Annotated in this window: 11 protein-coding genes; 7 read left to right on the top strand and 4 right to left on the bottom strand. The window is 70.4% G+C overall.

Annotated elements, in window-relative coordinates; genetic code table 11:
• Positions 1-7: 7 nt before the first annotated feature.
• From kdpA to EPA99_RS07165, 3 genes are all read right to left on the bottom strand, one after another.
• Positions 8-1,816 carry a potassium-transporting ATPase subunit KdpA gene (gene kdpA, locus EPA99_RS07175; RefSeq protein ID WP_129470530.1) on the bottom strand — a complete coding sequence of 603 codons (1,809 nt, stop codon included), beginning with the start codon at positions 1,814-1,816 and terminating at the stop codon, positions 8-10.
• Positions 1,817-1,831: 15 nt separating this feature from the next.
• A complete protein-coding gene (locus EPA99_RS07170; RefSeq protein ID WP_129470529.1) occupies positions 1,832-1,924 on the bottom strand; it encodes a potassium-transporting ATPase subunit F in 93 nt (30 codons plus the stop codon).
• 226 nt (positions 1,925-2,150) lie between these two features.
• Complete coding sequence (locus tag EPA99_RS07165) at positions 2,151-2,930, bottom strand: transporter (RefSeq protein ID WP_425479186.1); 780 nt, start codon at positions 2,928-2,930, stop codon at positions 2,151-2,153.
• 421 nt (positions 2,931-3,351) lie between these two features.
• On the opposite strand from EPA99_RS07165, the gene EPA99_RS07160 reads away from it, so the two are divergent.
• The 4 genes from EPA99_RS07160 (at position 3,352) to cls (ending at position 5,918) form a co-directional block, all read left to right on the top strand.
• Positions 3,352-3,762, top strand: coding sequence for a hypothetical protein (locus EPA99_RS07160; protein WP_129470527.1), 411 nt, complete (start codon positions 3,352-3,354; stop codon positions 3,760-3,762).
• 24 nt (positions 3,763-3,786) lie between these two features.
• On the top strand, positions 3,787-4,224 hold the full coding sequence (locus EPA99_RS07155) for a 3-dehydroquinate dehydratase (RefSeq protein ID WP_129470526.1): 438 nt from the start codon (positions 3,787-3,789) through the stop codon (positions 4,222-4,224).
• Positions 4,225-4,229: 5 nt separating this feature from the next.
• Positions 4,230-4,433, top strand: a complete 204-nt coding sequence (locus EPA99_RS07150; RefSeq protein ID WP_129470525.1) for a hypothetical protein — start codon at positions 4,230-4,232, stop codon at positions 4,431-4,433.
• A 66-nt stretch (positions 4,434-4,499) separates the two neighbouring features.
• Positions 4,500-5,918, top strand: a complete 1,419-nt coding sequence (cls, locus tag EPA99_RS07145) for a cardiolipin synthase (RefSeq protein ID WP_129470524.1) — start codon at positions 4,500-4,502, stop codon at positions 5,916-5,918.
• 130 nt (positions 5,919-6,048) lie between these two features.
• Here the strand turns inward: cls and EPA99_RS07140 are convergent, their stop codons facing one another.
• Positions 6,049-6,846 carry a DODA-type extradiol aromatic ring-opening family dioxygenase gene (locus EPA99_RS07140; RefSeq protein WP_129470523.1) on the bottom strand — a complete coding sequence of 266 codons (798 nt, stop codon included), beginning with the start codon at positions 6,844-6,846 and terminating at the stop codon, positions 6,049-6,051.
• Positions 6,847-6,964: 118 nt separating this feature from the next.
• On the opposite strand from EPA99_RS07140, the gene EPA99_RS07135 reads away from it, so the two are divergent.
• The 3 genes from EPA99_RS07135 (at position 6,965) to EPA99_RS07125 (ending at position 13,132) form a co-directional block, all read left to right on the top strand.
• Positions 6,965-7,876: a LysR family transcriptional regulator gene (locus tag EPA99_RS07135; protein WP_129470522.1), complete on the top strand. Its 912-nt coding sequence runs from the start codon at positions 6,965-6,967 to the stop codon at positions 7,874-7,876.
• Between the two features lie 24 nt (positions 7,877-7,900).
• Positions 7,901-9,322, top strand: coding sequence for an FAD/NAD(P)-binding protein (locus EPA99_RS07130; protein WP_129470521.1), 1,422 nt, complete (start codon positions 7,901-7,903; stop codon positions 9,320-9,322).
• Positions 9,323-9,673: 351 nt separating this feature from the next.
• Entirely contained in the window at positions 9,674-13,132 is a 3,459-nt protein-coding gene (locus EPA99_RS07125) for a PAS domain-containing hybrid sensor histidine kinase/response regulator (protein ID WP_129470520.1), read from the top strand.
• Positions 13,133-13,197 lie beyond the last annotated feature (65 nt).

The raw sequence follows: 13,197 nt of genomic DNA, 5'->3' as shown, positions 1-13,197 counted from the left end.
GGATCACTCAGTGCAGCGCGAGGGTGAGGTGTTCGGCCACCGGGCCCAGCACCAGGACGGGCATGAACTGCAGCACCGTGAGCACCACCACCACGGCGATCAGGGTCAGCGCAAAGGTCGGCGTTTCCACCTGCAGGCTGCCGGGCGACTCCGGGGCGCGGCGCTTGGCCGCCAGCTGCGCGGCCACGACCAGCGGCAGGATCAACGCCGGGTAGCGGCCCAGCAGCAGCAAGGCCACGCAGCTCAGGTTCCACCACGGCGTGGCATCGCCCAGGCCCTCGAAGCCCGAGCCGTTGTTGGCGAAGGCCGAGGCGTACTCGTAGAACACCTGGGTGATGCCGTGGAAGCCCGGGTTGGTGTTGCCGGTGACCGCCGGCAGCGCCAGCGTCAGCGCGGTCATGCCCAGCAGCACGATGGGCTGCAGCAGGATCAGCAGCGCCAGCAGCTTCACCTGGGGCGTTTCGATCTTGCGGCCGAACAGCTCCGGCGTGCGCCCGGTCATCAGCCCGGCCAGGAACACCGCCAGCAGCAGGTAGACGATGAACTGCGACAGCCCGCAGCCGATGCCGCCCCAGATGGCGTTGACCAGCATGTCCACCAGGGCGATGCCGCCGCCCAGCGGACTGAGCGAGTCGTGCATGGCGTTGACCGAGCCGTTGGAGGTCTGCGTGGTCAACGCCGCCCACAGCGCGGAGGCATCGGCGCCGAAGCGCACTTCCTTGCCTTCCATCAGCGCCGGGTCATGCGCGGTGGCCGAGTAGCCCTCGGCCCACACCAGCGCCGCGGTGGACGCGGCCGACATCGCCAGCATGGTGCCGAACACCATCGCGCTCAGGCGCTTGCGCCCGGTGAAGGCCGAGAGCATGAACACCACGGCCATCGGGATCAGTACCAACGCGATGGTTTCCAGCAGGTTGGACAGCGGCGTGGGGTTTTCCAGCGGCACGGCCGAGTTCGGCCCGTACCAGCCGCCGCCGTTGGTGCCCAGCTGCTTGACCGCCACCATCGCCGCCACCGGCCCCAGCGGGATCTTCTGCGTGGGCAGGTCGTCGCTGGCCTGCACGGGGGTCACCTCCGGGCCAGCGTTCCAGGTGGACGGCACGCCCTGGCTACCCAGCAGCAGCGTCCACAGCAGCGCCAGCGGCAGCATGAAGCGCAGGCAGGCACGCACGACATCGACGTAGTAGTTGCCCACGTCGACGGCGTCGCTCGCCGAGCGCAGTTCCTCTGGCCGGCCCTGGCGTGAGAGGGTCGGCGCCTGATCGCCCAGCCCCGCCATCCCTGGGGAGGCGCTCACCGTCGCAGGCGATGTCGATGGGACATCGCCTGAGCGCGCGACGGCGCGCCCCCCAAACAGGCCACGCAGCGTAGCCACCGCCAACGCCAGGCCCATCATCGGGGTGATGACCTGCAGGCCGGTGATCGCCACCGCCTGCGACAGGTAGGACAGCTGCGCCTGGCCGGAATAGTGCTGCTGGTTGGTGTTGGTCAGGAACGACACCGCCGTGTGCAGCGCCAGGTCCCAGGACAGGTTGGGCACCGCGTCGGGATTGAACGGCAGCCAGGCCTGGGTCATGAAGACGCCCCACACCACCAGCCCCAGCAGCAGGTTGCTCAGCAGGAAGGCGCCGGCATAGCCGCGCCAGGACATGCCGCGCGCCGGGTCCACCCCGAGCAGCGCATACAGCGGACGCTCGACCAGGCCGAACAGGCCATCGCCCGGCATCGGCGTCCCACGCATCACACGCGCCAGGTAGCGCCCCAGCGGCCAGGCCAGCGCAATGGCCAGCCCGAGTGTCAAAACAGCTTGCATCATGGTCGTGGCTCGAACTCAGAAGTCTTCAGGACGCAGGATCACGTACAGCAGATAGGCTGCCGCCACGATCACCAGCACACCGCACAGCAGGGATAGCCACTCGGGCATGGTCGTACTCCGACACGGGTCCAGCGCACGGGCGCGCGGCCCGCACGAGGTTGGATTGAAAGGTGCTGCAGGGAACGAAGAAGGCCTCTGGCGCCCTGCCCGTTCCGGGCCGGACATAGGCTCGCGCGCGGGGCCGTAAAATCTCCACGCCTGCGCACGCGCCGCGGCATAAAGTCGCCGTAAATTCGCGCGTTCTGGGCGAACCCCGCGCCGCGGCGGGGGTGGCTCAGAAGCGGTGCGAGAGGCCCAGGTAGACCTGCGCGTCGGGGGTGGCGTCGTTGAGCCCGAAGTTGCCGCCCAGATCCAGCTGCAGCGCCGGGTTGACCAGATAGCTCAGTGCGAAATCGGCCGAGGCCTGCTCGATGGTCCGCGCCGGGTCGTCGTTGATCGACGACCACAGCTCCACCGCCAGCGTCGCGCGCTGGCCCAGCGGATGGGCCAGGTTCACCAGGTTGACCAGCGCCGGGTGGTGGCCGCTGCCGTCGCTGTCGGCCAGCAGGTCAAGCTCCGGGCCGAAGGTCAAGGAGAAGCGGTTGGGCAGCGACACGCTCACGGGCAGGGCGATCCCGCCTTCCCATGCGTCATTGCCGATGCCCTGGCGGGCGGTGGGCGCCTTGACGAAGGGGATGACCGCCACGCTCACGCGCTCGCCCTCGTGGAAGCGCGCCTTCAGCCGCAGCGTGACATCCCCCGCCCCGTTCAAGGTCTCGCGCTGGCCGGTGCTGCGGTCGGTACTGCGCACACGTAGCTGCGGCGACCAGTTGAGCTGCAGGTCCATGGCCTGGGTGAGGCCGTACTTGAAGGTGGGATTGACCCAGTTGAAGGTTTCCGTGCGCGTGCCCGGCTGGGTATCGCGGGTGTAGCTGCCCAGGTCGCTTTCGATCTGCCAGGTGCCGGCGGGCACGGTGCAGGTGGCGTTGGCCTTGGTCGGGCGGTCGGTGCAGATCGGGGCCGCATCGGCCTGGGCGGCGGCGTGGCCGCAGACACCAGCCAGGGCGCAGGCCATGGCCAGCGACAGGGCGCGTGCACGCCGATGCGTGCGCGATGGGGACGGCCAGGACAGGACAGCGTGGTTCATGTGGTTCGGTTCCATGCCTGCAGCCGTGGCGGCATGCAGATCACAACACACGGACGTCCAACCGTGCACCAGGCACGCGTGGGGGCCGCGATCGAAGAAGGGAGGGTGGATGCGCCCGGCAGCAAGCGCCGCCGCGACACCCGACCACGATAGGAAAGCCGCGCGTAAAGAAGCCATGGCCGCAGGGCGGCTGTGGCGTAAAGAACGCGTCACGCCGGCTCGCGCTGCCTCGGCGCAGCAACGGGTTTGCGCAGGTTTTACGCACAGCCGGCGCGAACGGCATGGCGTCTTTACGCGCCTGCGGCCGACGCTGTGCGCCCCGCACCGCTGATGCCTGTCGTCCCCCTCCATGACCATCCTGCTCATCCAGGGGCCCGGCCTTGCCGCCGACCCCGCGCTTCCTCCCGCGTTGCCAACGCAGCCGCATGCGCGCCTGGAGCTGGCCGCCTGCGACAGCCTCGATGCGCTGCTGCACTGCCTGGCCAGCGAACGCGCCCAGCGCGCCGAGCTGGTGCTGCTGGAGTCCTGCGAGCTGGACCGGGCCCAGTGCGCCTGCTGCGGCCCGGCGCTGCGGCAGGCACTGGATGCCCTGCGCGCGCCCTACATCGAGCTGCACGACCGCGCCGACCAGGGCTGGGAGGACTGGCTGCGGCCGCGACATGCCGCGCTCGCCGTCGTGGCCATCCGCGACGACCGCCGCGCGCGCTACGCCATGGCCCTGGCCATCGCTCAGCGCACCTGCGCGCGCCTGGCCGCTTGATCCCCTGCACAAGGAAACACATTCATGTCCATCGTCATCCTGCGCGGGCCCGAAACGCCGGCCCGCCCATGTTCACCACTGCCACCGCAGGTGCTGCGTGCGCTGATCGAGCGCGCCATCGCCGCCGGCACCACCGTGGCCATCCGCAGCTGCGCCTCCGAGCGCGAACTGCTCAACGCCGTGCGCATCAGCCAGCGGCACGGGGCCGAGGTGACCTTGCTCGATCCCGGCGCCTGCTCGGGCAGCCCGCAGCTGCAGCGCACCTTGCAGGCCTGCGGGACGACCTACATCGAGGTCCACGACGACCACCCCGGCGCGCTGGAGCCCAGCCTGGCCGACCGGCACGGCCATCGCCTGGCCCTGGCCCAGGGCTATGGCGCGCAGAGCTACACCCTGGCGCTGTCGCTGGCGCTGGAGCACCTGGGCTGTGAGGAAGGCGGCGCCCAGCGCGTGGGCATCTGATCGTCATGGACTACCACTACTTCGCCGACTACGAGATCTACGACGGCGGCAGCCCGGTGCTGTGGGGCCAGGCGACCCTGACCTGGCACGTGGAGGCATCCGGCCAGCTGCGACCGGCCCAGGTGCTCGATGCGATCCGCCGGCAGGCGGCGGACCGGCACGGGCTGGAGCCGGGTGCGGTGCGCCTGCGCGCGCTGGCGCGCATGTAGGCCTTCGCTTCCACCTCACCGCGGCGCATCGCACAATCGGGCCATGACCCGATCACCGTGGATGCGATGACCGAGACCTCCGCCATCGGCGGCTGGTTGCTGATCCTGGACTGGATCATCCGCCTGGGCGCGCTGTGCTGGATCCCCACGCGCACCACCCCGGCCGCGGCGCGCAGCTGGCTGTTGCTGGTGGGCTTCGTACCGCTGGCGGGACTGCCGCTGTACCTGCTGTTCGGCCACCCCTGGCTCTCGCGCGAGCGCATCCGCCGCCAGGCCGACGCCTCGCAGGTGATCCGCGAGGAGCAAAAGCCGCTGGCCGCGCTGCGCTGGCAACCGCAGGGCCAGGGCGCCGAACAGGAGATGGTGCCGCTGCTGGAGCGGCTGGGCGACTTCATGCCCACCCACGGCAATGCGATCACGCTGCTGGACGATTACGAGGAGGCATTGCGCGCGCTGCTCGAGGACATCGCCCAGGCGCGCGATCGCGTGCACCTGCTGTACTACCTGATGTTCGATGACCGCGTGGGAGATCTGGTCTGCCAGGCGCTGCTGCAGGCCGCCGCGCGCGGCGTGGAGTGCCGCTTGATGCTGGACGCGGTGGGCGCCAAGCGCGGCCTGCGCGCCTATGCACGGCGGCTGCGCGCCGGCGGCGTGCAGGTGCAGGAGCTGCTGCCCGGCGGCCTGCGCTGGCGCCGCAGCGGCCGCATGGACCTGCGCAACCATCGCAAGATCGCCGTGTTCGACAACCGCGCCGCCTACGTGGGGTCGCAGAACCTGGCCGAGCCGCGCTTCGTGCCCGGCTATCCCAACCGCGAGCTGGTCGCGCGCGTGGAAGGTCCGGCGGTGGCGCACCTGGAGGCGGTGTTCGCCAGCGACTGGTACCTGGAAACGGGACAGCGGCTGGAGGTGATCGTCACCACGCCCGAGCGCCAGGCCAACAGCGCCACGCAGATGCTGCCCAGCGGCCCGGCCTATCCGTTCTCCAACGCGCGCGACACGGTCAACGCACTGATCCACCTGGCCAAGCGCAAGCTTGTGCTGACCACGCCGTACTTCGTGCCCGACGACGGCACGCTGAGCGCACTGCGCATCGCCGCGCTCTCGGGCGTGGACACCCAGCTGATCCTGTCCTGGAGCAACAACCAGCGTCTGACCGCCTGGGCGCAGGAGTCCTATTACGCCGAGCTGCTGGCCAGCGGGGTCAAGATCGCGCTGTACCGCCCGCACTTCCTGCACGCCAAGCACATGAGCATCGACGACAGCATGGCCCTGGTCGGTTCAATGAACCTGGACATCCGCTCCTTCGCCCTCAACGCCGAGATCGGCATGCTCTGCTACGACCCCAACGTGGTGGCGCGCATGCGCCAGATCGAGGCGCAATACCTGGCCGATGCCGAACACCTCACCCTGGACGCCTGGAACCGCCGCCCGGCCTGGCGCAGGAGCCGCGAGGGAATCGCGCGGTTGGCGGATTCCTTCATCTAGGAGTGAGTGATGAAGCGAGGAGTGGGGAGTGAGTAAAGGCGAGGAGTGAGTGGGTGGGGCGAGGAGTGAGGAGTGAGTCAAAGCGAGGCGGTGCCGCTGTTACTCACTCCTCACTCCTCGCTTCATCTACTCAATCCTCGCATGGGCCATCGAACCGATAGATATCCATCGCCAGAAACCCCATCTCGATCCCCGCATCCAGCCGCTGTGCAGTGAACGCGCCGGCCGAGGCGGCGCCCAGGGCGAAGTGCAGGGGCTGCAGGTGCTCGTCGGTGGGATGGGCCTGTTCGGCATACGGTGCCTGGCGGCGGTAGTCCAGCAGCGCATCGACATCCCCGCGCTGCAGTTGCTGCTCCACCCAGCCGATGAAGGGGCGCACGTAGGGCGCTTCCACCGCCGGGTCGGCGCCGCGCCAGTCGTGCAGGTTGTGGGTGATGCTCCCCGAGCCGATCAGCAGCACGCCCTCCTCGCGCAGCGGCGCCAGTGCGCGGCCCAGCGCCAGCTGGTGGGCAGGGCCCAGGCGCGGCTGGATCGACAGCGGCACCACGGGGATGTCCGCCTGCGGATACAGCATGCGCAGCGGCACCCAGACGCCATGGTCCAGGCCGCGGCCCGGGTCCAGCTGCACCGGCAGGCCCGCCTGGGCGATCAACTCCGCCGCGCGGCGTGCCACCTCCGGCGCGCCGGGCGCTGGGTACTGCAGCGCATAGAGCGCGGGTGGAAAGCCGCCAAAATCATGCACGGTCTGCGGCTGCGCGGCGGCGCCCACCAGCGGCGCGTGGGACAGCCAGTGCGCGCTGGCGACCACGATGGCGCGCGGCCGCGGCAGCGCGCGCGCCAGTTCGGCCAGGCGCTGGCCGGTCAGCTTGGGCTCCAGCGCCGTCATCGGCGAGCCATGGGAAATGAAGAGCGAAGGCAGGGCGTTCATGTTCCTCCGAGCGGCACGGCGCAGCGCCGCACCAGGGATGGCAGGACTGCAGGCTATTCCTCCGCAGAGTGTGGATAAACTGCGTTGTCAGCCAAGATCCTTTCCGTACAGGGAAACAATGGACACCATCGAGGCCATGCGCGTGTTCGCCACCGTCGCCGAGCGCAGCAGCTTCAGCGCCGCGGCCGAGGCCCTGGACATGTCCACCGCCAGCGTGACCCGGCACGTGGCCTGGCTGGAACAGCGCCTGGGCACGCGCCTGCTCCACCGCACCACCCGCCGCGTCAGCCTGACCAGCGCCGGGGCCAGCTACCAGGAGCGCTGCCTGGCGCTGCTGGCCGAGCTGGACGCCACCGAGGCGGCGGTCACCGCGCAGGCGCTGGCGCCGTCCGGACAGCTGCGGATCAACGTGCCGGTGAGCTTCGGCATCGCCCGCATGGGCGGGCTGCTGGGGCGCTTTGCAGAGCTGTATCCGCAGATCAGCGTGGACGTGGACCTGTCAGACCGCATGGTCGACCTGGTGGAGGAAGGCTACGACGTGGCCATCCGCATCACCCGCGAGCCGGCCCCGACCCTGATCGCCCGGCTGCTGGCCGAATCGGCGCTGGTGCTGTGCGCCTCGCCGGACTACCTGGCCCGCGCCGGCACCCCGACCACGCTGGCCGAGCTGGCCAAGCACCGCTGCCTGGGCTATCGCTACTACCACGGCGGCGACGTGTGGCGCATGACCGGGCCCGATGGCGAGGAGTCGGTGCGGGTGCACGAGCACCTGCGCGCCAACAACGGCGACCTGCTGCGCGAGGCCGCCATCGCCGGCATGGGCATCGTGCTGCAGCCGGACTTCATCGCCGGGCAGGCGCTGGACGAAGGCCGCCTGGTGCGGCTGCTGCCCGACTACCGCATCCCGCCGGTGCGGATCTTCGCCGTGTATGCCAGCCGCAGCCACCTGGCGCCCAAGGTGCGGGCCTTCATCGACTTCATGGTCCAGGCCTTCGCCGAAACCTGCGGCGAGCGCGTAACTGCCGCGTGACCCGGCGCTTCTAGAATGCCCGCCATGTCCCCCTTGCCCGACCACTGCCAGGTCGCCATCGTCGGTGGCGGCGCCGCCGGCACGCTGGTCGCGCTGCGCCTGCTGGAGGCCGCCACCGCGCCCATGCGCATCGTGGTGCTGGAGCCGGCCGCCACGCTCGGCCAGGGCGTGGCCTATGCCACCGACCGCGCCGAGCATGTGCTCAACGTGCCGGCCGGGCGCATGAGCTTGTGGCCGCAGCGGCCCGGGGATTTCATCGACTTCCTGCTAGCAGATGGCCAGGACGAGGGGGAGGCGCAGCTGGCGCATCGCTTCGCGCCGCGCCGCGACTTCGCCCGTTATCTGCAACAGCGCCTGGCCCAGGTGCGGGCGGGCAGCATGGCCACGCTGGAACATCGGCGCCTGCGCGCGCGCAGCGTCGAGCGCACGGCGCAAGGCCTGCTCTGCGCGACCCTGGAAGACGGCAGCCAGCTGCAGGCCGAAGACATCGTCCTGGCCTGCGGCAATGCCCTGCGCCCGCTGCCGGTGCGCGGGGCCGCGTCCCTGCCCGCATCGATGCGGGTGGACGCCTGGGACCTGCCGGCGCTGGCGCGCATCCCGCCGCAGGCCGCGGTGGCCATCGTCGGCACCGGCTTGAGCATGGCCGACACCGTGCTCAGCCTGCATGCGCAGGGGCACACCGGCCCGATCCACCTGCTCTCGCGCCACGGCCTGCTGCCATTGCCGCACGATCCGGCGCACGCCAGGTCCACGCTGTTGGACACCGAGGCCCTGCTCGGCGAGGGCCTGCGCGCGCGCATGCGCCGCGTGCGGGCCGCCGCGCGCCAGGCCGCACGCCTCGACCTGCCCTGGCAGGCGGTGATGGACGAAGTGCGCCCGCACGTGCAGGCGCTGTGGCGCTCGCTCGGCGAAGCTGACCAGCGCCGCTTCCTGCGCCATGTGGTGCGCTACTGGGACATCCATCGACACCGCATCGCCCCGCATGTCCACGACCTGCTGCACACGCTGCGGGCGCGCGGGCAGCTGCGCGTGCGCGCGGCGCGGCTGGAGCTGGCCATGGCCCAGGGCCGCTGCCTGCGCCTGAGCGCCCACGATGCGCACGGCCATCCCTTCGCGCTGGACGTGGACCATGTGATCAACGCCACCGGGGTGGAGCTGCGCGTGCAGGCCATGCGCAACCCGCTGCTGGAACAGCTGCAGGGCTGCGGCCTGGCCAGCCCCGGCGCGCACGGCATCGGCCTTGACTGCCAGGTGGACGGCCGCCTGCGCGACGCCCCGGGCCAGGCGCAGCCGGACCTCCACGCCATCGGCAGCCTGCGCATCGGCAGCCTGTGGGAGAGCCTGGCCATCCCGGAGCTGCGGGTGCAGGCGGGGGAGATTGTTGGCGCTTTGATTCAGAAACGAGTGGAGAGGAACGAGGAACGAGTGGGGGCAGGCGAGGAGTGAGTGGGGAGGAGTGAGGAGTGAGCGAAGGCGAGGAGTGAGTGGGGAGGAGTGAGGAGTGAGCAAGGCCCGCGATGAGCTTTCGACCCTGTGGGAGCGGCTTCAGCCGCGAAGGGGCCTGCCCCGGAAGTTGCTGAGGGGAAAGCCTTTCGCGGCTGAAGCCGCTCCCACAGGTGGGCTCGATCCACTAGGTGCGCTCATGCAAGCGGCTGTTGCTCTGCTCACTCCTCACTCCTCTGCGCTCACTCCTCGCCTTCGCTCACTCCTCGCCTGCCCCAACTCGTTCCTCGTTCCTCCCCACTCGTTCCTGCCCCATTACACTGTCCGCTCCCTAGCCCCTGCCAGGTCTGACCGTTGATCTCCAAGTGGACCCTGCTGCTGGTCTCGATGGCCTATGCGGCGATCCTGTTCACCGTGGCCTGGTGGGGTGACCGCAAGCCCCAGTATCCCAACCGCCCCTGGCTGCGCCCGATCATCTACAGCCTGGCGCTGGCGGTGTACTGCTCGTCCTGGACCTTCTACGGCGCGGTGGGCAGCGCGGTGCGCCACGGCTGGGGCTACCTGCCGATCTACCTGGGCCCGCTGCTGTTGCTGCTGTTCGGCTGGCGCATCATCGAGCGCCTGGCGCTGATCGCGCGCAGCCAGAACACCGTGTCCATCGCCGATTTCATGTCCGCCCGCTACGGGCGCTCGCGCCGGCTGGCCGCGCTGGTGACCCTGACTGCGCTGATCGGCCTGGTGCCCTACCTGGCGCTGCAGTACAAGGCCGTGGCCATGAGCCTGGCGGTGCTGACCGGCTACGTGCCCAAGCCCGATGAGTTCTTCGGCGACCCGGCGCTGCTGGTGGCGATCCTGATGGCCGCCTTCGCCATCCTGTTCGGCACGCGCCATGTCGATGCCACCGAGCACCACCACGGCATGATGCTGGCCATCGCCCTGGAATCGCTGATCAAGCTGGGCGCGCTGATCGCGGTGGCGGTGTTCGCCTACCTGTGGCTGGGCCAGCACGAGCTGCCGCTGGCCGAGTCCACGCGCATCCTGCTGGAGAACGCGCCGCCGCAGGGCTTCATCGCCCAGACCCTGCTGGCGTTCCTGGCGATCTTCTGCCTGCCGCGGCAATTCCACGTGGCGGTGGTCGAATGCGGCGATGTCGGCGATGTGCGCCATGCGCGCTGGATGTTCGGCGGCTACCTGCTGCTGATCTCGCTGATGGTGGTGCCCATCGCCGCGGCCGGCGTGGCCCTGTTCGGCAGCGACGGCACCGTGCCCAGCGATACCTTCGTGCTGGCCCTGCCGCTGGCCAACGGCAACACCGCCCTGGCGCTGGCCGCCTACATCGGCGGCTTCTCGGCCGCCACCGGCATGGTGATCATGGGCAGCATCGCCCTGGCCACCATGGTCAGCAACGACCTGGTCATGCCGGTGCTGCTGCGCCGGGACCTGGACGAGGACGGCGCCAAGGCCGCCGCCGCCCCGCGCGTGCTGTGGATCCGCCGCCTGACCATCGGCCTGCTGGCGCTGGGCGCCTACAGCTACCACCACAACATCAGCGCCGATTCCAACCTGGCCGCCTACGGCCTGGTGGCCTTCGGCGCGGTGGCGCAGTTCGCCCCGGGCATGCTGGGCGGGCTGTACTGGCGCGGGGCCAGCCGTCGCGGCGTGGAGCGCGGCCTGCTGGTGGGCTTCGTGCTGTGGGTCTACACCCTGCTGCTGCCCGCCCTGTCCCAGTCGGGCTGGCTGGGACCGCAGTGGATCGTCACCGGGCCCTTCGACATCGCCTGGCTGCGCCCGCAGGCCTTGTTCAACCTGACCGGCTGGGACCCGCTGACCCACGGCGTGTTCTGGTCGCTGCTGCTCAACGGCGCGACCATGATGATCACCTCCGCGCGCTGGCGCCCCGGCGTGGACGAGCGCCTGCGCATCGCCCAGTTCCTGGACCCGTACGCGCAGCGGCGCACGCTGGCGCCCAGCGACTGGCCGGGCAACGTGCGCGTGGCCGACCTGATGTCGCTGGCCGAGCGCGTGCTCGGCGAGCGCCATGCCCAGCGCGCCTTCGCCGAGGAGGCCGCCGAGTTGATGCGCGAGCTCAAGCCCGAGGCGCAGGCCGACCGGCTGTGGGTGCAGTTCACCGAGCGCCTGCTGGCCGCGGCCATCGGCGCGGCCTCGGCACGCCTGGTGCTGACCAGCGTGCTGCGCGGGCAAGGCATGGACCTGGGCGAGGTGGTGGCGGTGCTGGACGAGACCGGCCAGGAGCTGCGCTTCAACCGCGAGATCCTCTCCACCACGCTGGAGAACATCAGCTCCGGGGTCAGCGTGGTCGATCCGGACATGCGCCTGGTGGCCTGGAACCGCCGCTACCAGCAGATGTTCGGCTATCCCGAAGGCATGCTCTACGTCGGCCGCCCGGTCGCCGACCTGTACCGCTACAACGCCGAGCGCGGCGAGCTGGGCAACAGCAGCGACGATATCGGCGAGCAGGTCAACAAGCGCATCGAGTACATGCGCGCCGGCTCGCCGCATGTGTTCGAGCGCGTGCGCAGCGACGGCCAGGTGATCGAGATGCGCGGCCAGCCCCTGCCCGGCGGCGGCTATGTCACCAGCTACAACGACGTGACCGACTTCAAGCACGCCGAGCAGGCCCTGCGCGAGGCCAACGAGACCCTGGAGCAGCGCGTGACCGAGCGCAGCCGCGAGGCGGAGATGGCGCAGCAGTCCAAGACCCGCTTTTTGGCCGCGATCAGCCATGACGTGCTGCAGCCGCTCAACGCCGCGCGGCTGTTCACCTCGGCGCTGCGCTTCACCGACAGCTTCGACGAGCAGCGCCACCTGGCCGAGCGCGTGGACGCCTCGCTGCGCGCGGCCGAGGAACTGCTGGACGGCCTGCTGGACGTCTCGCGCCTGGATGCGGGCAAGCTGGAGGCGCAGCTGACCGACTTCGACGCTGGCGAACTGCTGCGCGACATCGCCTCGCAGTACGCGCCGGTGGCCAAGGGCCGTGGCCTGGACCTGCGCGTGCATGCGCGCAGCGCGCCGGTGCGCAGCGACCGCCGCCTGCTGCGCCGGGTGCTGCAGAACTTCATCGCCAATGCGCTGCGCTACACCCGCAAGGGCCGCATCGTGCTGGGCCTGCGCGGGCGCGGCAACGAGGTGGAGCTGCAGGTGTGGGACACCGGCCCGGGCATCCCGCCCAACCACATGCAGCAGATCTTCGACGAGTTCCACCGCTACCAGCAGGCCTTCGACTGGGGCGAACAGGGCCTGGGCCTGGGGCTGTCGATCTGCCAGCGCATCTCGCGCCTGCTCGGCCACCGCCTGGACGCGCGCAGCACGGTGGACCTGGGCAGCATGTTCTCCATCTCCGTGCCGCGCGTGCAGGTGGCCACCGACCTGTACCAGCATCGCAACCGGCCCACGCCGCAGGCCGACTCCCTGGCCGGGCTGCGCGTACTGTGCGTGGACAACGACCAGGAGATCCTGGACGGCATGCGCATGCTGCTCACGCGCTGGAAGGTGGATGTCATCACCGCCAGCACGGTCGACGAAGCGCTGGAGAAGGTGCAGCAGGGCCCGCCGATCATGCTGGTGGACTACCACCTGCACGACCGCATGGAAGGCCTGGATGCCCTGGACGCCCTGCGCGCGGCCAGCCCCCGGCCGATCGCCGGCGCGCTGCTGACCGCCGACGGCCGCGACGAGCTCAAGCGCATGGCGCGCGAGCGCGGCTATCGCCTGCTGACCAAGCCGGTCAAGCCGGCCTCGCTGCGCGCGTTCCTGGCCGCGCACCACACGCGCACGCGCGAGGAGCCCAAGTAGAAGCACCTCGCCGGCACCTCAGAAACGAAAACGCCGCCCTCGGGCGGCGTTTTCAGTTCTGCGGT

The sequence above is a fragment of the Pseudoxanthomonas composti genome, assembly GCF_004122095.1.
Lineage (GTDB): Bacteria > Pseudomonadota > Gammaproteobacteria > Xanthomonadales > Xanthomonadaceae > Pseudoxanthomonas_A > Pseudoxanthomonas_A composti.
The sequence above is the reverse complement of the archived record's forward strand: the minus strand, read 5'-3'. Positions and strand labels throughout refer to the sequence as shown.

What these genes read in the sequence shown, in the direction of transcription:
- kdpA (WP_129470530.1), bottom strand. Translation starts at nt 1,816, where the DNA reads ATGATGCAAGCTGTTTTGACACTCGGGCTGGCCATTGCGCTGGCCTGG.
- EPA99_RS07170 (WP_129470529.1), bottom strand. Translation starts at nt 1,924, where the DNA reads ATGCCCGAGTGGCTATCCCTGCTGTGCGGTGTGCTGGTGATCGTGGCG.
- EPA99_RS07165 (WP_425479186.1), bottom strand. Translation starts at nt 2,930, where the DNA reads ATGGCCTGCGCCCTGGCTGGTGTCTGCGGCCACGCCGCCGCCCAGGCC.
- EPA99_RS07160 (WP_129470527.1), top strand. Translation starts at nt 3,352, where the DNA reads ATGACCATCCTGCTCATCCAGGGGCCCGGCCTTGCCGCCGACCCCGCG.
- EPA99_RS07155 (WP_129470526.1), top strand. Translation starts at nt 3,787, where the DNA reads ATGTCCATCGTCATCCTGCGCGGGCCCGAAACGCCGGCCCGCCCATGT.
- EPA99_RS07150 (WP_129470525.1), top strand. Translation starts at nt 4,230, where the DNA reads ATGGACTACCACTACTTCGCCGACTACGAGATCTACGACGGCGGCAGC.
- cls (WP_129470524.1), top strand. Translation starts at nt 4,500, where the DNA reads ATGACCGAGACCTCCGCCATCGGCGGCTGGTTGCTGATCCTGGACTGG.
- EPA99_RS07140 (WP_129470523.1), bottom strand. Translation starts at nt 6,846, where the DNA reads ATGAACGCCCTGCCTTCGCTCTTCATTTCCCATGGCTCGCCGATGACG.
- EPA99_RS07135 (WP_129470522.1), top strand. Translation starts at nt 6,965, where the DNA reads ATGGACACCATCGAGGCCATGCGCGTGTTCGCCACCGTCGCCGAGCGC.
- EPA99_RS07130 (WP_129470521.1), top strand. Translation starts at nt 7,901, where the DNA reads ATGTCCCCCTTGCCCGACCACTGCCAGGTCGCCATCGTCGGTGGCGGC.